Genomic DNA, 17,221 nt, shown 5'->3' on the forward strand with positions numbered 1-17,221 from the left:
CAGCGCTTGAGCACCCCCACCGCCCTCCTGCCGCCGGGACCCATGCTGACCAGTCTGCCGAACCTGTTGACGCTGTCGCGCATCGCGGTGATTCCGCCGGTGGTCGGGCTGTTCTACGTGCCGGAGGCGTGGGCGGCCTGGACCATCTGCGGCCTGTTCGCGGCGGCCTGCATCACCGACTACTTCGACGGCTACCTCGCCCGCGTGTGGGAGCAGGAGTCGGTGATCGGCAAGTTCCTCGACCCCATCGCGGACAAGCTGCTGGTGGCGGCGGTGCTGATCATGCTGGTCGGATTCGGGCGGCTGAAGGGCGTCTCGGTGCTGGCGGCGGTGGTGATCCTGCTGCGCGAGGTGCTGGTGTCGGGCCTGCGCGAGTATCTGGCGGGGCTCAACGTCGGCGTTCCGGTGACGCGGCTGGCCAAGTGGAAGACCACCATCCAGATGCTGGCCATCGGCTTCCTGATCGTCGGCGACTACGGCCCGCCGGAGATCCCTTCGGTGCTGATCGGCACGCTGGGGCTGTGGGTGGCGGCGCTGTTGACCTTCGTCACCGGATGGGACTACACCCGCGTCGGCCTCCGGCACATGATGGCGGCCCCGCCGCGGCGGCCCCCCCACGCCACCAAGACGACGGCCCGTTCCGCATGAATATCTTCGGTTTGACGGGGTGGAGCGGCAGCGGCAAGACCACCCTGATCGTGAAGCTCCTGCCGGCGCTGATCGCGCGCGGCCTGCGGGTGTCGACGCTGAAGCACGCCCACAAGGGCTTCGACATCGATTATCCCGGCAAGGACAGCCACAACCACCGCTTGGCCGGCGCCACCGAGGTGGTGGTCAGCTCGCCGACGCGCTGGGCGGTGATGCACGAGCTGCGCGGCGAGCCGGAGCCGACGCTGGAGGCGCTGATCGCCAAGGTCACCCCGGTCGACCTGCTGCTGGTCGAGGGCTTCAAGCGCGACCGCCACCCGAAGATCGAGGTGTGGCGGCGGGAGGTCGGCAAGCCGCTGATCGCGGTGGAGGACCCGACCATCGTCGCGGTGGCCAGCGATGGGCCGGTGCCGGAGGTCGGCGTGCCGGTCTTCGACCTGAATGACGCCGAGGGCATCGCCGCGCTGGTCGTGGAGCGCGCGGTTCCCCTGCGCTAACGGCTGGCGACCAGGACGCCGCGCTCGTCCTTGCGGCAGAGATCGGCCAGGGCCGCGTAATTGTCGCGGGCCCGCGGCGCGGCGCCGGGCACGGACAGCCAGGCGCAGGACCGCGGGGAGTGGACCTTCCACGGTGGCAGCAGCGCCAGCGCGCCCAGTCCCATCCGCCCCTCGTCCGGGTTGCCGACCCGGTACAGCGCCTCGTGGAGCCCGTCCTGCATCGCGCAGGCGCCGAGCAGCAGGGTGGCCAGCACGGCCGCGCCCCTCATGGCGAGCCCCCGCCGCGCAGGCGGCGCAGTTCGTGGTGGAGGCGGTCGCGGTCGAGCACCAGCCGCTCAAGACGCCGCAAGTCAAGGAGGGTGCGGCGGCCTCGCAACATTCGAATCTGACGATCGACGTCTTCGATCTGCGAGACAAGGCGTCCTTCCGCCATGACGTCCTCCGGTGAACAGCGGGCGAGTCCATCATGGGGACGGCCATTGTCCGGACGCAAGGCGGTTCAAAATCTTGGCTTTTACCCAAATCTGGCCGAACGGCATAGGGCGGCCCGCAAGTCTTTGGAAATCCTGAGGCAGCTCCATCCTCCGGAGGGGGCGTCAGGAAAAGGGAGGAGGGGGACGCGGCGTGTGCGGACGGCGCCTGATGGTGTCCATCAGGCGCCTGCGACGTCAGTTGTCGATGCCGAAGTCGAAGTAGCTGTCGGCGCCCGGCGCGAAGCCGGCGGCGCGGATCTGGCTGTTGTAGAACACCATCGCGTACTCGCCCGGGGTGAGCGGCGCGTTGGGCGTGGCGGCGTAGAGCGTGAAGTTCTTCGGCGCCTTGGACTGGTCGGGCAGCGGCTCGACGCTGCTCAGGACGATGCGGTCCTTGTTGATTCCGGTCGAATAGCTCATGTAGCCGCCGCCGACGATCACCTCGCGCGTGCCGTTGTCGCGCTGTGCGAAGTTGGCGAGGGTGTAGTAGCTCTCCGGCTGGGCGTTGCTGGGAACCGCGAACACGAAGACCGGCCGCTTGCTGGCGATGCGCAGCGTCGCGCGGGTTCCGCGCAGCACCGCGTACTGGCCGACGCCGCCGAAGCCCAGGGCGCGCGCGGCGGTGCGGATCTGCGGCGCGATGTAGCGCATGGTCTTCTGCTGCCCGCCGTCGATCAGCAGGACCTCTTCCGGGTTGAAGCTGCCGCGCAGCTTGATGCCGGAGACGTCGACCTTCACCGGCGCGGCGGCGGCCATGGTCGCGGCCGGCTCGGCCTTGGTGGTGGTGGGGCGTTCCTGCTGGCACGCGGAGAGGGAAACGGCCAGGGCCAGCGGCAGAATGGAGGCTTTGAGCAATCGAAGGGACATATGCGTTTCCTTCCGGACAATTTAGCGCTGCGGAAGGGCAGGCTACCGGAGATAATCGAGCATCCCGATGTGGCATTTCGCCAGCGCGCGGCGCCGGTGCGATCGTGGGACGCGCGCGTTGCTCGCGGCGCGGGGCCGTATTAGGTTTACCGTCAAGACAGCGGCGGGCGCGGCGAGCAACAGGGCGGTGATGGTATCCAGCAGCATCAGCGGGCAGGAGGGCGCGTTCCGCTCGGAACGGCAGCTCGCCGCGGTGGCCGCCGCGCTGGCCGGCGCCCCGACTCCGGACGCCGACCCGGCCCTCGTCGCGCGGACCCGCGCCGCCATCCTGCGCGGCGAGGACCCGCTGGGCGAGGCGCTGATGGTCCTGCGTAGCGCCGAGCAGCGCCGGCCGGACGGCGCCACCTACACGCCGTGGGCGATCGTCGACGCCATGACCGCCTGGGGCGCCGGGCACGGCACGGCGGCGCGCGTGGTGGACGTCGGCGCCGGCTCCGGCCGCTACCTGCTCGCCGCGGCGGACGCTTTCCCGGACGCGCAGCTCATCGGCGTCGAGCGCGACCCGCTGGCCGCCGGGCTGCTGCGCGCCAACCTCGCGGTGCGCGGGCTGACCGGGCGGGCGACGGTGATCGTCGACGACTACCGCCGCGCCGGGCTGCCGGCCATTGCGGGCCGCACCCTGTTCATCGGCAACCCGCCCTACGTCCGCCACCACGACCTGGAGAAGGCGTGGAAGGACTGGTACCGCGGCGTGCTCGACCGCTTCGGCGCCACGGCGGCGGCCGGGCGGGCGGTGGCGCTGGCCGGGCTGCACCTGCACTTCTACGCCCGCACGGCGGAACTGGCGCGGCCCGGCGACGGCGGCGTCTTCGTCACCGCGGGCGAGTGGCTGAACAACACCTACGGTGGCGCGCTGCGCACGCTGCTGCTCGGGCCGCTCGGCGTGCGCCGCATCTGCCTGATCGACCCGCGCGCCCCGGCCTTCGGCGAGACCATGTCCACCGCGGTGATCGTCGGATTCGAGGTGGGCGGCGCCGACCCGGCCCCCGACGAGACGGTCGACTGCCGCTTCGCCGAGAGCCTGGACGACTTGCGCGCCCCCGCCGCGCAGCGAGTCGTCGAGCGCGCCGCCCTGGCCGCCAGCGACCGCTGGGGCGACCTCGTCTGCGGCCACGCGGCGGCGCCGGACGATCCCGACCTCGTGCCGCTGCGCACCGTCTTCCGCGTCAGCCGCGGCACCTCCACCGGCGCCAACCAGGTGTGGATCGCCGGCGAACACGCCCGCGACCTGCCGGACAGCGTGATGCTGCCCACGGTGACCGACGCGCACGACATCATCCGCGCCGGTGGCCGGCTGGACGACCCCCAGGCCTTGCGCAAGGTGATCTACCTGCCGCCCAGCCTGCAGCGCTTCAAGCCGGCCGAGCGCAAGGCCATCGAGCGCTTCATCGCCTGGGCCAAGCGCGCCGGGGCGGCCGAGAGCACCACGGCGCGCAGCCGCGCCCACTGGTACGCCATCAAGCCGAAGGAGCCGGCGCCGATCCTGTGCACCTACATGGCCCGACGGGCGCCGGCGGTGGCGCGCAACGTGGCGGGGGTGCCGATGCTGAACATCGCGCACGGCCTGTACGTGCGCGACGGCGTCAGCCTGACGCCCGAGCAGCTCGACGCCTACGCGGTGTGGCTGCAGCGCAACCTCACCGAACACGCCGGCGTCAGCTACGCCGGGGCCATGTCGAAGTTCGAGCCGCGCGACCTCGAGCGCCTGGCCATCCCGCGCCCCGACGCGGTGGTGGCGCTGGTGCGTGCCGGCGGCGTGCTGCGCGCCGCGGAATAGGAAAGCCCACCCATCATGCTTCGCAACACGGCCGAGCACCCGCCCGTCTGGCCCGACGAGATGCTGGACGAGCAGCGCCGGACCGCCATCAACATCTTCGTCGACCGCCGCCTGAGCGAGCCGGCCGGCGCCTACCTCCGCCATTTCCGCGAGCGCAAGCACGCGGTGCGCCGGCTGCTGCGCGCCGTCTCGGCGTTCGAGCCGGGAAACCCCGACCCGGACGTGGTGCGGCGCATCCTGCGCGACGGCGAGCTGTTCGACGCGCTGCGCTACGTCGCCGGCCCGCCGATCTCCGAGGACGACCTGTACACGCTGGTCACCCGCTCCGCCGACCGGCTGAAGAAGAGCGACCTGCTGCGCGACGAGGTCGCCATGCAGGTCTTCGGCATGATCTGCCGCCTCGCCGACCCGCACCGCTTCCCGTGGATCGCTACCGGGCGCCGGCCGCGCTACCACGAACTGCGCAACGCCGTGCTGATGACGGCGGCCGTGCACGCCCCGCAGACCCTGGCGGCCGAGCGCCGCGGCTATGGCCGCACGGTCGAGAAGATGCTGAAGGACCGCCTGGACGTCCTGGGGCTGCGCTGCGTGCCGACGCCGAACGGTGGCAAGATCAACGCGCCGAAGCTGGCCCCCGACAGCGGCCAGTACTATGGCGAGTGCACGCTGTACGGACGGCGCGTCGACATCCTGATCGGCACCCGGCACGGCCGCATCGTGGCGGTGGAGTCGAAGGACTCCAACTCGGCGGTCAACAGCGTCAAGCGCGTCGCCAACGACACCGCCGGCAAGGGCGAGAAGTGGCGCAAGGCCTACGGCGAGCAGGTCGTGCTGGTCGGCCTGATCTCCGGCGTCTTCAAGCTGGAAACCCTGAAGGCGGCGCAGGACAGCGGCCTCTACCTGGTCTGGGCGCACGACCTGGAGCCGTTCATCGCCTGGCTGGAGCAGGTGCTGTAGGGGAGCGGCGGCCCGGCGGCGGGGCCGAATGGAACAGTTTGGAACACCGTGGAACAGTGTGCAGGGGCTGTTCAGTTCACGCTCCGGTGTGGGGTGGGTGCTCCTGCTCAAAAAGGACTTTGATCCTATCATGGAGATCGGCGTCCGGCAAGGGGCGCCCACGGTGCGGGTCGTTTCCCTCCCGCCTCCGCGGAGAGTGGCCTCCAGGGCGTCGCGCACCGCCGTCAACCGTCCGCAGCCCAACATTTCCGGTGGGCATACCATGCCGTATGCGCATGGCTCCGTTGTTTGCCTGCGTGCGAACGAGCCACTAGGCTCGTCCTCAACCACAAGACGACGGGAGCTAGAGACACCCCATGAAACGCCGTTCCTTCCTGACCAGCGCCGGCATCGGCGCGGCCGCCGCCACCGTCGCGGCTCCGGCCGTCGCGCAGAGCAACCCCGAGATCCGCTGGCGCCTCGCCTCCAGCTTCCCCAAGACGCTGGACACCATCTACGGCGGCGCCGAGATCATCGCCAAGCGCGTCGCCGCCATCACCGACGGCAAGTTCCAGATCCGCGTCTTCGCCGCGGGCGAGATCGTGCCGGGCCTGCAGGTGCTCGACGCCGTGCAGAACGGCACGGTGGAGTGCGGGCACACCGCCTCCTACTACTACGTCGGCAAGGACCCGACCTTCAGCTTCGACGCCACTATGCCCTTCGGCTTCAACGCCCGCCAGCAGAACGCCTGGATCCAGCAGGGCGGCGGCATGGAGCTGCTGCGCGAGTTCTTCAAGGGCTACAACGTCCTCAACTTCCCGGCCGGCAACACCGGCACCCAGATGGGCGGCTGGTTCCGCAAGGAGATCAAGACCGTCGCCGACCTCAGCGGCCTGAAGTTCCGCGTCAGCGGCTTCGCCGGTCAGGTGCTGTCCAAGCTCGGCGTCGTGCCGCAGCAGATCGCCGGCGGCGACATCTACCCCGCGCTGGAGAAGGGCACCATCGACGCCGCCGAGTGGATCGGCCCGTACGACGACGAGAAGCTCGGCTTCAACAAGGTCGCCAAGTACTACTACTACCCGGGCTGGTGGGAAGGCGGGCTGAACGTCTCGGCGCTGGTCAACCAGCAGCAGTGGGAGCAGCTGCCCAAGCCGTACCAGGCGGCGTTCGAGGCGGCCTGCCACGAGGCCACCGTCATGATGAACGCCAAGTACGACGCCGAGAATCCGGCGGCGCTGCGCCGTCTGGTCGCCTCGGGCGCCCAGCTGCGGCCGTTCCCGCGCGATGTCATGGAGGCCAGCTACAAGGCCTCCTTCGAGCTGTGCGACGAGATCGCCAAGACCAACGCCAAGTTCGCTAAGATCTACGAGCCCTGGAAGAAATTCCGCGAGGAGGCGTACCTCTGGTTCCGCGTCGGCGAGAACAGCTTCGAGAACTTCGTCTACTCGGCCAGCCAGAAGCGGGGGTAAGGCCCTTCTTCAGCCGTCATGGCCGGGCTTGACCCGGCCATCCACGACCGCGGCTTTTCCAAAGATCCAGGTGCGTGGATGCCCGGGACAAGCCCGGGCATGACGGCTGAGGGAAAGGGGCGGACGTCGGGGCGCACGCGCCGCGGGGGTTGCATCCGGGACCGGCGCGCTTGCACTATGCGCGGGATTCGCGACCCTTCAGCCGGCGTGCCCCATGGCCCAGCTCAGTGACGATTGTTTCGCCTTCGGCGGCGACCTCATGCCCGTGCGCACGGCGCTCGACCTGCTGCGCCGCCGCGTCGCCCCGGTGACGGCGGCGGAGACGGTGCCGCTGGCGGACGCGCTCGGGCGTGTGCTGGCCGAGGACGTGGTGGCGCCGTTCGACGTGCCGCCGCACGACAACTCGGCGGTGGACGGCTACGCGGTGTTCTTCGACGACCTGCGGGCGGACGGCGAGACCGTGCTGCCGGTCACCGGGCGCGTCGCCGCCGGCCACCTGCTGGGCCGCGAGGGGCGGCGCGGCGAGGCGGTGCGCATCTTCACCGGCGCCCCGATGCCCGCCGGCTTCGACACCGTGCTGATGCAGGAGGATTGCCGGCCCATCGGAAGCGATGGCGATGGCGGCAGCGTCGCCATCCCCGCCGGCATCAAGCGCGGCGCCAACCGCCGCAAGGCGGGGGAGGACGTGACGCGCGGCTCCGTCGTGCTGGCCGCCGGGCGGCGGCTGCGGCCGGAGGACGTCGGGCTGGCGGCCTCGCTGGGGCGCAAGGACCTGAGCGTGCGCCGGCCCCTGCGCGCCGCGGTGTTCTCCACCGGCGACGAGGTGCGCGAGCCGGGGCAGGACCTGCCGCAGGGCTGCATCTACGACGCCAACCGCTTCGCGCTGATCGCGGCGCTGCGGCAGCTGGGCTGCGCGGTGACCGACCTCGGCATCCTCCCCGACCGGCTCGACGCCGTCACCGGGGCCCTGGAGCGCGCGGCGGCTGACCACGACGTGCTGATCACCTCCGGCGGCATGTCCACGGGGGAGGAGGACCACGTCAAGGCGGCGGTGGAGCATCTCGGCTCGCTGCATTTCTGGCGCCTCGCCATCAAGCCGGGGCGTCCGGTGGCGCTGGGGCAGGTGAAGGGCGCGGCGTTCGTCGGGCTGCCCGGCAACCCGGTGGCGGTGATGGTCACCTTCCTGCGCATCGCCCGGCCGATCCTGCTGCGCCTGATGGGGGCGGAGGAGTCCGAGCCGCGGCTGTTTCCGGTCAAGGCAGCCTTCGCCTACAAGAAGAAGGCGGGCCGGCGCGAGTACGTGCGCGCCACGCTCGTCCGCGGCGAGGACGGCGCGTTGACGGCGGTCAAGCACCCGCGCGACGGCGCCGGCATCCTGTCGTCGCTGGTCGAGTCCGACGGGCTGGTCGAGCTGCCCGAAGATCTGTCCCGGCTGGAACCCGGCGAAACGGTCGAGTTCCTGCCCCTGAGCGAAGTTCGATAGCGAAGTCCGATAGCGAGGTCGGTGATGAAGGTTCTGTATTTCGCGTGGCTGCGCACCAAGATCGGCGTGGCGCAGGAACAGGTCGAACCGCCGGCCGAGGTGACCGACGTCGGCTCCCTGGTCGAGTGGCTGAAGACGCGCGGGCCGAAACACGCGGAGGCGCTGGCCAACACCGCCGTCGTCAAGGTGGCGGTGAACCAGGAGCACGTGCCTTTCGACCACCCGGTCGGGGCGCACGACGAGGTCGCGCTGTTCCCGCCGGTCACCGGGGGGTGAGGGCGTGGCGCAGGGCCGGCAATACCTGTTCCAGCCGCCGGAGCACGGCGTGCTGGTCGAGCTGTACCTGCCCAAGCGCGCCGACTTCCAGGGCGTGCTGTACGACACGCTGACCGACGCCTTCGACGCGGCGAGGATCCGCGCCTACCTCGCCGACCCGCACAACCGCGAGCACGTGGTGCGCCTGCTGGAGCGGCACTGGCCGGATCTGGTGGCGGACCTCGACGCGATCGCGGGGCGGCTGGAGGGCGGCATCCAGGGCTACACCATGTACGAGGTGGACGGCGTCTACGCCGGCGCCGCGGGCGTGGTGACCGAACGCACGCAGGTGGTGCGCATCATGTTCCTGCCGCGCCTCGACGCGCTGGCCGAGCGCATCCGCTTCGACGGGGACCCCGGGCGCAACCGCGCCCGGCTGCGCGCCGAGGCCAAGGTGCTGCTGCGCGACTACGGCGCCGACCGCGCGTTCCTGAGGGCGCGCGAGCCCGACGCGGCGCCGGAGCTGGTGGCGCTGTGCGCGGCGCTGGAGGACTGGGTGGACGAGCTGGGGCTGGTGCTGTTCGGGTTCGTGATGGGGCGGGTGTGCCTCGCCATCCGCGACCGCAACCTGCGGCCGGAGGAGGAGATCTGGGTCACCTCGACCTGGGGGTTCACGCTGAACGCGCTCCGCTTCGGGGCGGGCGAAACGGGTGGGAGCGGCATGTCATGAGCGTGCGGGTGCAGCGCGAGGACTTCGACGTGGGATCCGAGCTGGCGGCGCTGACGGCGGGGAAGACCGCCATCGGCGGGGTGACCAGCTTCCTGGGCTTGGTCCGCGACATGGCCGGCGGCGAGGCCGTCTCGGCGATGTCGCTGGAGCATTATCCCGGCATGACCGAGCGCCAGCTGGAGGCCATCGAGGCCGAGGCGCGGCGGCGCTGGCCGCTCGACGACGTGCTGATCATCCACCGCTACGGCCGGCTGGAACCGGGCGACCGCATCGTGCTGGTCGCCACCGCCTCGGCCCACCGCGAGGCGGCGTTCGAGAGCTGCCACTTCCTGATCGACTGGCTGAAGACCAGGGCGCCGTTCTGGAAGCTGGAGGCGACGCCGGAGGGCGAGCGCTGGGTTGAGGCGAAGGGCAGCGACGACGCGGCGGCGGCGCGCTGGGAGAGGTGACGAACCCTCTCCCCGGAGGGGAGAGGGGATCTTAGTCCACCCGGCGCAGCACGGTGTCCAGGCGGCCCTTGCCGGACTTGTCGAGCCACGTCGCGGCCAGCTTGCCGTCGGGGCGCAGGTAGTAGCGCAGCACGTTGCGGCCCTTCTCGTCGAAGACCAGCTCCTCCTCCACCACGCGGCCCTTGCGGCGCACGTGCTCCAGGCCCTGCTCGGGCTCGACGCCGGGGCCGAGCACGTAGTCGGCGCTGGCGTTGTCGGCCTCGCCGCGCTGGACGCGCAGCATCACCTCGCGGCCGTTGACATAGGTGCCGTACCACGTGCCGAGGAAGGGGCCCAGGCTGCCCGACTTGCCGGGCTGCGGGGTGGACGTCGGCGCGCTGCCGGCGCTGGCCTGCAGCAGGCCGGGGCTCGGGCTGCGGCCCCAGGCCTCGTCGCAGGGCGGGTCGCCGGCCTTCGGCGGGGCGTCCGCGAAGCGGATGATGCAGGAGCCGAAGCGGCGCACGAACAGGCCGGAGTTGGCGGCGCCGTGGCCGGTCAGGCTGGCCGGCTGGTCGACGATGACGTTGTCGATGCCGCGGCCGGCCAGGATGGTGCGCGCCTGCTCGCCGCGCCCGCCCGGATCGAAGTCGTCGCCGTGGAAGAAGTACAGCATCACCCGCGCCGAGCGCACGTTGCGCAGGATCGGCCACAGCTGGGTGGCGTTGTCGCGGTAGGAGTCGTACGCCTCGGAGAAGTTGCCGAAGGCGGCCGGCGCGGTGCCGACCACCGCGTCGATCTTGTCGGTCCGCCCGGCGGCCAGCAGCGAGATGAAGGCGCCGAACGACTGCCCGGTCAGCACCACGCGCTGATAGCCGCGGGTCTTCAGGTGCTCGGCGTGCTCGGCCAGCGCGCGGGAGCTGTTGGGCAGCGTGTCGCTGACCCGCATGCGGTCCAGCCGGTAGACGTCCCAGCCGGCGTCGCGCAGCGCCTGCATGTAGAGCGGGGTGGGGGCGGTGGAGTCCTCGTACTCGACGGCGCGGCCGTGGCTCCAGATCACCGCGCCGCGGGACTTGCCCGGCCCCTGCAGCGAACCGTCGCCGTACGCGGCGTTCAAGCGGATCTGCGCGTCCGCCGGAGCGGCGGCGCCGGCCACCACACCGGCCAGAAGGAGACCCAGGAGACCCTTGGCAAGCTTGCGCATCATCGATTCCAGCCCCTCACGTCGAGCGGGGCCAGGATTTCCGAACAAGGTTAACGCGACCTTGCCCGGACGTTCCGGTACCTCTTTTGTCACAGGCCTCCCTCGTTCGCGCACGAATGCAAATGATAATGACTCGCATTTAGGAAAACGATGCGCTAGGATGCCCCCACAACGACAGGGGAAACAGCATGTCCATGACGGTGCACGACCTGACCGAGGGCGAATACGCAGTGCTGATGGCGGTGCGGCTGTGGTTCCGCGGCGGCACGGTCCGCTCGATGGCGGCGATCCGCGCCGCGTTCGGCGCCGCCGGCATCCCAGCCGACGCGCTGCTGCCGCTGTTCGCCATGCTGGGGGTGTTCGCCGCCGAGGGGGCGCGGCGGCCGTCCGTGCTGAGCCCGGCGATGCTGATGGTCGGCCAGGACGAGGCGGCCCTGCTGGAGGCGCTGGGCGCCCTGCAGCACGGCAACGAGGACGTGGCGCTGGCGGCGCTGGACCACTGGCTGCCGCTGGTCGGGCTGTGCATGGCCAGCGGCTCGGCGCAGGAGTTCGGCCGCATCCTGGCCGCGGCAGGGGTGTTCCTGCCCTACGGGCGGGTGGCGCAGCGGGTGGCGCTGGCGGCGGAGTAGGGGGCGGACGCGGCTACCGCACCGCCAGCCGCGGGCGCTCCGCCACCAGGCGCTTGCGCAGCAGCCACTGGTCGACCGCCACCTCCACCGTGCGGCCTTCCGGCGTGCGGTAGCTGAAGGTGCCGCGCTCGGTGCCGACGCGGGCGTAGCCGAGCGCCGCGTAGAAGCGCAGCACGCCGGCGTTGTCGCGGTCGACGCCCAGCTCGGCGGTGGTGACGCCGTGGGCCAGCACGGTGCGCTCGGCGGCGTGCATCAGCAGCGTGCCGAGCCCGCCGCGCTGGAAGGCGGGGAACACCCGCACCGCCCACAGCGTCGCCAGCCCCAGGTGCGCCTTGCGGGCGAAGTCGATCCACGCCTGCCCGGCCGGGAAGCCGTTGGCGTCGGCCAGCAGCATGGCGCCGTCGCCGCGCTCCTGCGCGCGGAAGGCGGACTGGATGACCTCGCGCATCGGCGTGTACAGGCCGTGCCATTCCAGCGCCGGCAGGTCCCCGGCGCGGGCGCGGCGGATGGTGACCGGCACGCGGGCGATCCCCTCGAAGCGCATCCCGTCCCCGTCCATGCCCGCTCCTCCCCCATGCTGCGCTGCTCCTGCCGTGCTGGAGGGCTAACAGCGCCGCCGGTGAACCGGATCCCGACGGCGGCGTTTACGCCCCATGACCGACATGGGGAGCCGATCGGGTGGACGCACGCTGGGATGCCGATGCGGATCGTTTGACCGGGCGCGCGAACCGGCTGCTGGCCGAGCGCCGGGTGGCCGAGGCGCTGGAGCTGCACGAGCGGGCGGTGGCCCTCGGCCTCGACCCGCTGGCGAACGGCGGCGAGCGCTGGATGGCGGCGATGCTGCTCGGTGACTTCGAGCGCGCGTGGGCGGTCAGCGACCTCGTGCTGCGCCGCGCGGCGCCGGAGGACTTTGATCGCCGCGACCGGCCCTTCCACCGGCGTCCGGTGTGGAACGGCGCGCCGCTGGAGGGGCGCCGGGTGCTGGTGCGCTGCTACCACGGGCTGGGCGACATCCTGCACATGATGCGCTACCTGCCGCCGCTCGCCGGGCGGGCGCGCGGCGTGGCGGTGCAGGCGCGGGAGGCCGTGCACGCGCTGCTGGCGGCGCTGCCCGGCGTCGGTGCGGTGCTGCCGCTGTCGGACGACCTGGAGGTGCCGCACGACGTCGCCGTCGAGCTGATGGAGCTGCCGCACGCCTTCCGCACCACGCTGGAGACGCTGCCCGCGGTCGCGCCCTATGTGACCGTGGATGCGGCGCGGGTGGCGGCGCAGGCGGCGCGGCTGCGGCGCACCGGGCGGCTGGCGGTGGGGATCGCCTGGGCGGCCGGCGCGTGGGACGGCGGCGGGCGCTCGATCCCCGCGCCGGCGCTGGAACGGCTGGCGGCGGTGCCGGGCGTGGACTGGGTGTGCCTGCAACGCGGGCCGGCGCTGGAGGCGGGGTGCGGCCTGCCGTTCTGCGACGCGGGGCCGCGCAGCGACGACGTGCTCGACACCGCGGCGATGATCCGCGCGCTCGACCTCGTGGTGTCGGTGGACACGATGGTGGCGCACCTCGCCGGAGCGCTGGGGGCGCCGGTGTGGACGCTGCTGCGCTTCGCGGCGGACTGGCGCTGGATGGTCGGGCGCGACGACAGCCCGTGGTACCCGACCATGCGGCTGTTCCGGCAGGAACGGGAGGGAGACTGGACGGCGCCCCTGGAGGCGGTGGCGCGGGCGCTGGTGACGGAGTCGAGGTGAAACATGCCCCCTCCCCATCCCTCCCCCGCCTTTGGGGGTGGAGGGGGGCGAGCGGCGGTGTTCCCTCCACCGCCAAAGGCGGGGGAGGGGCAGGGAGGGGGCCCTGAAATCACCCCTCCGCGAAGCGCAGCGCCGCCTTCGCGGTGACGGCGAGCGGCGGGGGCGGGAAGGCGAGGCTGACGGTGGTGCCGCGGCCGGGGGTGCTGTCGACGGCCAGGCTGCCGCCGTGCAGCTCGGCCAGACCCTTGACCAGCGGCAGGCCGAGCCCGGTGCCGACCTGCGCCCGGGTGTGCAGGTTGTCGACCTGGCCGAAGCGTTGCAGCGCCTTGACGATGCCCTCCGGCGTCATGCCGCAGCCGGTGTCGCTGACCGTCACCAGCGTGCCGCCGTGCGGCCCGTCGCGGATCTCCAGGCGCACCGTGCCGCCGCGCGGGGTGAACTTGCAGGCGTTGGACAGCAGGTTGACGATCATCTGCCGCGCCGCGCGCGGGTCGGCGTAGAGCGGTCCGGCGTCCTCCGCCACCGCCACGGCGATCTCCACCCCCGAGGCGCGCGCCTGCCCGCTGGACAGGCGGTAGCAGGCCTGGGCGAGGTCGGCGGCCGACAGCGGCTCGGGGTGCAGCGCCATGCGCCCGGCCTCGATCTTGGCGAGGTCGAGCACGTCGTTCAGCACCGACAGCAGGTGCGTGCCGGCGGCGTGGATGTCGCCGGCGTACTCGACGTAGCGGTCCTCCGCCCCGGGCCCCCAGGCGCGGTCGCGGATCATCTCGGCGAACCCCAGCACGGTGTTCAGCGGCGTGCGCAGCTCGTGGCTCATCAGCGCCAGGAAGTCGGACTTGGCGCGGCTCGCCGCCTCGGCGGCGCGGCGGGCCTCCTCGGCCGCCTGCATGCGGCGCATCCACAGGAACAGCGCCACCGTCAGCACCAGCACGCCGGTGGCCACCGCCATGCCGACCAGCGCCGCCTCCACCGCCGTCGCCCGCCAGCCGGCGAGGATCGCGGACCAGGGCTGGCTCAGCGACACCACCAGCCCGGTGTCGGCCACCGCCTGCCGCACGACCAGCCGCGGCTCGCCGTCGTCGCCGACCGGCCGCGCGGCGCCCACCACCGGCGTGCCGTCGGACAGCGCGATGTCGGCGCCCTCCAGCCCCGGCAGCTCGACCGAGCGGACCAGCCGGTTCAGCGCCCGCGCCGGCATGCTGGCGATCACGATCCCTTGCGGCGCGCGGTGGGTGAACAGCAGCATCGGCCGCCCCTCCGGCCCCGGCGGGCCGGCGTGCACGTCGAGCCGCCCGCTTTCCACCGTGCGGACCGCCACGCGCGCCGCCGGCAGCGCCGCCAGCCCCGGATCGCCGGCCAGCAGCGCACCGTCGTCGTCGAGCACGGCCACCGCGGCGAGCGGCGGCGGCACCGCCGGGGTGCGGCCCTGCCCGGTCGTCTGGGGCGCCCCCTGGAACGTCATGGTGTGGGCGATCAGCTCCAGCTCGCGGGAGACGTTCTCCATGGCGTAGCCGACCACGCCGGCGACCAGACGCGCCAGGTTCTGGGCGTTGCGCGCCGCCTCCTCGCGCGTGCGGTCGTGCTCGCGCCACAGCGCGCCGCCGGCCAGCGCCACGTAGCCGGCGACGATCGCCACCGCCAGCGCGGCCAGCAACGCCCACGGGCCGATCGGCCGGCGCAGGCCGGCACGGCGCAGCAGGGTCCTGATCCACGGGGCGGTCATGCGGCGACGTTTCACTCTGCGAAAGAAAACTATCGGTTTCCGGCCCATCATTGCCCGAGCAATCGGGTGAACTCAACGCCCATCGCCTCGGCAATCCTCGCTATGGCCTTAGGTAAGACGTTTGTCAGACGTGACGTCGGTAGAGTTTCTTGGTAAGTCTCTAAACGAATGACTGCGACGCTCAAGCATTTGCTCGCGGTTTTCGCAAATTTTATCGAATCAATCCTGCGTCGGGCGAAGGAGGGTGCAATGGTGCGGATTGTGAACCTTGGGCGCACCGGCCTGTATGTCGTGATGCGCGCTGGTGAACTGGCGACGCTGGGCGGTCGCTGCTATTGGCCGGACGCGGCGCAGGCGCGCGACGCCGCGCGGCGCGAGAACGTGCCGGTCTGCGACGGCGTTCTGCGCACGCTGTCGTAAGGCGCACGGGCAAAGCCGGCAAATCGCGTTTGCGTCGTGGCCGGGCTCGTCCCCATAGGCGCTCGGTTGGGCGGTTGGCGGCCGGTTTCGGCGGCCAATCACTGTTCCAAACCGTCATCCCCGCGCAGGCGCATAGGCGCTAAGTTTAGCGTTCGGATCTTCTTTTCGCCGTCATCCCCGCGAAAGCGGGGATCCAGTGCTCGCGTCCGCGAGCCTCATGACTCATGTCGCCCCTGTCGGGGCTCATCCTGGATCCCCGCCTTCGCGGGGATGACGACCAAAAAAGTATCTGGAGCGGTGTCCGAATACTAAACTTAGCGCCCATGCGCCTTCGCGGGGATGACGGTCAAAAAATGTCTGGAGCGACGTCCAGGACGCTAACTGAGCGCCCATGGGGACAAGCCCAGGCTCGACGATAGGGGATTGAAAGCCCCTCGCCCGCACTGGCGGGCAGGGGCTTTCCGTCGTCAGCCGGCGCGGACGCGGGCGAGGAAGCGGTCGACCTCGCTGCGCAGGGTGTCCGACTGGCGGCTCAGCTCGTCGGTGGCCTGCAGGACGTTGCGCGCCTCGCTGCCGGTGTCGGCGGCCGAGCCGTTGACGCGCACGATGGTCGCGCTGACCTCGCGCGTGCCGATGGAGGCCTGCTGCACGTTGCGGGCGATCTCGCTGGTCGCCGCGCCCTGCGCGTCCATCGCCTGGGCGACGGTGCGGGTGATGTCGTTGATGCGGTCGATGGTCTCGGAGATGCTGCGGATCGCCCCGACGGCCTCTTGCGTGGCGCCCTGGACCGAGCCGATCTGCGCGTTGATCTCCTCCGTCGCCTTGGCGGTCTGGTTGGCGAGGCTCTTCACCTCGCTGGCCACAACCGCGAAGCCCTTGCCCGCCTCGCCGGCCCGCGCCGCCTCGATGGTGGCGTTCAGCGCCAGCAGGTTGGTCTGGCTGGCGATGTCGTGGATGAGCTTGACCACCTGGCCGATCTTGCTGGCGGCGTCGGCGAGGCCCTGCACGGTGGTGTTGGTGCGCTCCGCCTGGGTCTTTGCCTCGTTGGCGATGCGGGCGGACTGCGTGACCTGGCCGGTGATGTCGCCGATGGAGGCGGACAGCTCCTCGGCGGCGGCGGCGACGGTCTGGATGTTGACCGAGGCCTCCTCGGCGGCGGCGGCCACCTGGGTGGACTGCGCCGAGGTCTCCTCGGCGGTGCGGCTCATGGTGCGCGCCGTGCCCTGCAGCTGCGTGGCGGCCGAGGCGACGGCCTGCACGACGGTCTTCACCTCGCGCTCGAACGCGTCGGCGGTGCTGCCCAGCTCGCGCGCGATGATCGCCGCGGTGTTGAGGTCCACATAGACCGACAGCGCCAGATCCATGTCGAGGAAGACCGCCTTGTTGACCGCGCCCATGACCTGGGCCAGCCGCTCCGGCTTCTTGCGGTAGACCACCGCGGCGATCTCGATCAGCCGGTTCAGCATGAAGCAGTAGGCGCCCATGTACCAGCGCGGCTCCAGCCCGATGCGCTGGTGCGCCTGCCCGATGCGCAGCACCTGCGCCATGTAGGTGTCGTCGAACGTGCCGGTGAAGACGTTGCGCAGCCAGTGCTGCTTCTGCGCCTCCTTGGCGTGCTGGACCACCGAGGGGCTGGTCAGCAGGCCGGAGATCTGCGGCACCGACTGCATGTAGCCGTAGAAGTCGGCGAGCAGCGAGTCGATGCGCGCCGCCACGTGCGGCTGGAACTCCCGCAGCAGAGCCTTGCTGGTCTCATCGATGCGCAGGAAGCGGATGCGGTCGAGGATGGACTGAGTCTGGGCAGCGGTCGACATGGGCGGCTCGGCTCCTGCACATATGTGGTCAGATAATGCTGCGAATTTTTCTAAACAGCAAAGTAATTTGTGCG

Annotated in this window: 19 protein-coding genes; 12 read left to right on the forward strand and 7 right to left on the reverse strand. The window is 71.5% G+C overall.

Annotated features, from left to right (window positions below; all coding sequences use genetic code 11):
• Positions 1-42 precede the first annotated feature (42 nt).
• Positions 43-648 carry a CDP-diacylglycerol--glycerol-3-phosphate 3-phosphatidyltransferase gene (gene pgsA / locus ACRWK7_RS30210; protein ID WP_431860876.1) on the forward strand — a complete coding sequence of 202 codons (606 nt, stop codon included), beginning with the start codon at positions 43-45 and terminating at the stop codon, positions 646-648.
• Positions 645-1,145: a molybdopterin-guanine dinucleotide biosynthesis protein B gene (gene mobB / locus ACRWK7_RS30215; protein ID WP_431860745.1), complete on the forward strand. Its 501-nt coding sequence runs from the start codon at positions 645-647 to the stop codon at positions 1,143-1,145. Before pgsA ends, mobB begins: the two co-directional genes overlap by 4 nt.
• On the opposite strand, the gene ACRWK7_RS30220 is transcribed toward mobB, so the two are convergent.
• The 3 genes from ACRWK7_RS30220 to ACRWK7_RS30230 all read right to left on the reverse strand — a co-directional run bounded on the left by ACRWK7_RS30220 (position 1,142) and on the right by ACRWK7_RS30230 (position 2,485).
• A complete protein-coding gene (locus ACRWK7_RS30220; protein ID WP_431860747.1) occupies positions 1,142-1,414 on the reverse strand; it encodes a hypothetical protein in 273 nt (90 codons plus the stop codon). The two genes, mobB and ACRWK7_RS30220, sit on opposite strands and share 4 nt — an antisense overlap.
• Positions 1,411-1,578 (reverse strand): hypothetical protein, encoded by a 168-nt coding sequence (locus ACRWK7_RS30225; protein ID WP_431860749.1) that lies wholly within the window; start codon positions 1,576-1,578, stop codon positions 1,411-1,413. The genes ACRWK7_RS30220 and ACRWK7_RS30225 overlap by 4 nt, the downstream gene beginning before the upstream one ends.
• 235 nt (positions 1,579-1,813) lie before the next feature.
• Positions 1,814-2,485 (reverse strand): hypothetical protein, encoded by a 672-nt coding sequence (locus ACRWK7_RS30230; RefSeq protein ID WP_431860751.1) that lies wholly within the window; start codon positions 2,483-2,485, stop codon positions 1,814-1,816.
• A 190-nt stretch (positions 2,486-2,675) separates the two neighbouring features.
• Between ACRWK7_RS30230 and ACRWK7_RS30235 the strand changes: the two genes are divergently transcribed.
• The 7 genes from ACRWK7_RS30235 (at position 2,676) to moaE (ending at position 9,644) form a co-directional block, all read left to right on the forward strand.
• On the forward strand, positions 2,676-4,322 hold the full coding sequence (locus ACRWK7_RS30235; protein ID WP_431860753.1) for a hypothetical protein: 1,647 nt from the start codon (positions 2,676-2,678) through the stop codon (positions 4,320-4,322).
• A gap of 15 nt (positions 4,323-4,337) precedes the next feature.
• The gene (locus ACRWK7_RS30240; protein ID WP_431860755.1) at positions 4,338-5,279 is read left to right on the forward strand and encodes a XamI family restriction endonuclease; all 942 of its coding nucleotides are present in this window, start codon (positions 4,338-4,340) and stop codon (positions 5,277-5,279) included.
• A gap of 356 nt (positions 5,280-5,635) precedes the next feature.
• The gene (locus ACRWK7_RS30245) at positions 5,636-6,727 is read left to right on the forward strand and encodes a TRAP transporter substrate-binding protein (RefSeq protein WP_431860757.1); all 1,092 of its coding nucleotides are present in this window, start codon (positions 5,636-5,638) and stop codon (positions 6,725-6,727) included.
• Between the two features lie 214 nt (positions 6,728-6,941).
• The gene (gene moeA / locus ACRWK7_RS30250) at positions 6,942-8,210 is read left to right on the forward strand and encodes a molybdopterin molybdotransferase MoeA (protein ID WP_431860759.1); all 1,269 of its coding nucleotides are present in this window, start codon (positions 6,942-6,944) and stop codon (positions 8,208-8,210) included.
• Positions 8,211-8,234: 24 nt separating this feature from the next.
• Complete coding sequence (moaD, locus tag ACRWK7_RS30255) at positions 8,235-8,486, forward strand: molybdopterin converting factor subunit 1 (protein WP_431860762.1); 252 nt, start codon at positions 8,235-8,237, stop codon at positions 8,484-8,486.
• A gap of 4 nt (positions 8,487-8,490) precedes the next feature.
• Positions 8,491-9,195 carry a hypothetical protein gene (locus ACRWK7_RS30260; RefSeq protein ID WP_431860764.1) on the forward strand — a complete coding sequence of 235 codons (705 nt, stop codon included), beginning with the start codon at positions 8,491-8,493 and terminating at the stop codon, positions 9,193-9,195.
• A complete protein-coding gene (moaE, locus tag ACRWK7_RS30265; RefSeq protein WP_431860766.1) occupies positions 9,192-9,644 on the forward strand; it encodes a molybdopterin synthase catalytic subunit MoaE in 453 nt (150 codons plus the stop codon). Before ACRWK7_RS30260 ends, moaE begins: the two co-directional genes overlap by 4 nt.
• 31 nt (positions 9,645-9,675) lie before the next feature.
• Here moaE and ACRWK7_RS30270 read toward each other — a convergent pair whose 3' ends face one another.
• Positions 9,676-10,827: an alpha/beta hydrolase gene (locus ACRWK7_RS30270; protein WP_431860767.1), complete on the reverse strand. Its 1,152-nt coding sequence runs from the start codon at positions 10,825-10,827 to the stop codon at positions 9,676-9,678.
• Positions 10,828-11,012: 185 nt separating this feature from the next.
• On the opposite strand from ACRWK7_RS30270, the gene ACRWK7_RS30275 reads away from it, so the two are divergent.
• Positions 11,013-11,453, forward strand: a complete 441-nt coding sequence (locus tag ACRWK7_RS30275; protein WP_431860769.1) for a hypothetical protein — start codon at positions 11,013-11,015, stop codon at positions 11,451-11,453.
• A gap of 13 nt (positions 11,454-11,466) precedes the next feature.
• On the opposite strand, the gene ACRWK7_RS30280 is transcribed toward ACRWK7_RS30275, so the two are convergent.
• Entirely contained in the window at positions 11,467-12,012 is a 546-nt protein-coding gene (locus ACRWK7_RS30280; protein ID WP_431860771.1) for an N-acetyltransferase family protein, read from the reverse strand.
• 119 nt (positions 12,013-12,131) lie between these two features.
• On the opposite strand from ACRWK7_RS30280, the gene ACRWK7_RS30285 reads away from it, so the two are divergent.
• Positions 12,132-13,190, forward strand: a complete 1,059-nt coding sequence (locus tag ACRWK7_RS30285; protein WP_431860772.1) for a glycosyltransferase family 9 protein — start codon at positions 12,132-12,134, stop codon at positions 13,188-13,190.
• A 109-nt stretch (positions 13,191-13,299) separates the two neighbouring features.
• On the opposite strand, the gene ACRWK7_RS30290 is transcribed toward ACRWK7_RS30285, so the two are convergent.
• Positions 13,300-14,913, reverse strand: coding sequence for a sensor histidine kinase (locus tag ACRWK7_RS30290; protein ID WP_431860774.1), 1,614 nt, complete (start codon positions 14,911-14,913; stop codon positions 13,300-13,302).
• Between the two features lie 249 nt (positions 14,914-15,162).
• Between ACRWK7_RS30290 and ACRWK7_RS30295 the strand changes: the two genes are divergently transcribed.
• Complete coding sequence (locus ACRWK7_RS30295) at positions 15,163-15,333, forward strand: hypothetical protein (protein ID WP_431860776.1); 171 nt, start codon at positions 15,163-15,165, stop codon at positions 15,331-15,333.
• A gap of 467 nt (positions 15,334-15,800) precedes the next feature.
• Here ACRWK7_RS30295 and ACRWK7_RS30300 read toward each other — a convergent pair whose 3' ends face one another.
• Positions 15,801-17,147: a protoglobin domain-containing protein gene (locus ACRWK7_RS30300; protein ID WP_431860778.1), complete on the reverse strand. Its 1,347-nt coding sequence runs from the start codon at positions 17,145-17,147 to the stop codon at positions 15,801-15,803.
• Positions 17,148-17,221 lie beyond the last annotated feature (74 nt).

This window comes from Azospirillum sp. (assembly GCF_050789165.1).

Coding starts and splice junctions, on each gene's coding strand:
- pgsA (WP_431860876.1), top strand. CDS start 43: ATGCTGACCAGTCTGCCGAACCTGTTGACGCTGTCGCGCATCGCGGTG.
- ACRWK7_RS30295 (WP_431860776.1), top strand. CDS start 15,163: ATGGTGCGGATTGTGAACCTTGGGCGCACCGGCCTGTATGTCGTGATG.
- ACRWK7_RS30275 (WP_431860769.1), top strand. CDS start 11,013: ATGTCCATGACGGTGCACGACCTGACCGAGGGCGAATACGCAGTGCTG.
- ACRWK7_RS30220 (WP_431860747.1), bottom strand. CDS start 1,414: ATGAGGGGCGCGGCCGTGCTGGCCACCCTGCTGCTCGGCGCCTGCGCG.
- ACRWK7_RS30235 (WP_431860753.1), top strand. CDS start 2,676: ATGGTATCCAGCAGCATCAGCGGGCAGGAGGGCGCGTTCCGCTCGGAA.
- ACRWK7_RS30240 (WP_431860755.1), top strand. CDS start 4,338: ATGCTTCGCAACACGGCCGAGCACCCGCCCGTCTGGCCCGACGAGATG.
- mobB (WP_431860745.1), top strand. CDS start 645: ATGAATATCTTCGGTTTGACGGGGTGGAGCGGCAGCGGCAAGACCACC.
- ACRWK7_RS30270 (WP_431860767.1), bottom strand. CDS start 10,827: ATGATGCGCAAGCTTGCCAAGGGTCTCCTGGGTCTCCTTCTGGCCGGT.
- ACRWK7_RS30280 (WP_431860771.1), bottom strand. CDS start 12,012: ATGGACGGGGACGGGATGCGCTTCGAGGGGATCGCCCGCGTGCCGGTC.
- ACRWK7_RS30230 (WP_431860751.1), bottom strand. CDS start 2,485: ATGTCCCTTCGATTGCTCAAAGCCTCCATTCTGCCGCTGGCCCTGGCC.
- moaE (WP_431860766.1), top strand. CDS start 9,192: ATGAGCGTGCGGGTGCAGCGCGAGGACTTCGACGTGGGATCCGAGCTG.
- ACRWK7_RS30225 (WP_431860749.1), bottom strand. CDS start 1,578: ATGGCGGAAGGACGCCTTGTCTCGCAGATCGAAGACGTCGATCGTCAG.
- moeA (WP_431860759.1), top strand. CDS start 6,942: ATGGCCCAGCTCAGTGACGATTGTTTCGCCTTCGGCGGCGACCTCATG.
- ACRWK7_RS30300 (WP_431860778.1), bottom strand. CDS start 17,147: ATGTCGACCGCTGCCCAGACTCAGTCCATCCTCGACCGCATCCGCTTC.
- ACRWK7_RS30245 (WP_431860757.1), top strand. CDS start 5,636: ATGAAACGCCGTTCCTTCCTGACCAGCGCCGGCATCGGCGCGGCCGCC.
- ACRWK7_RS30290 (WP_431860774.1), bottom strand. CDS start 14,913: ATGACCGCCCCGTGGATCAGGACCCTGCTGCGCCGTGCCGGCCTGCGC.
- moaD (WP_431860762.1), top strand. CDS start 8,235: ATGAAGGTTCTGTATTTCGCGTGGCTGCGCACCAAGATCGGCGTGGCG.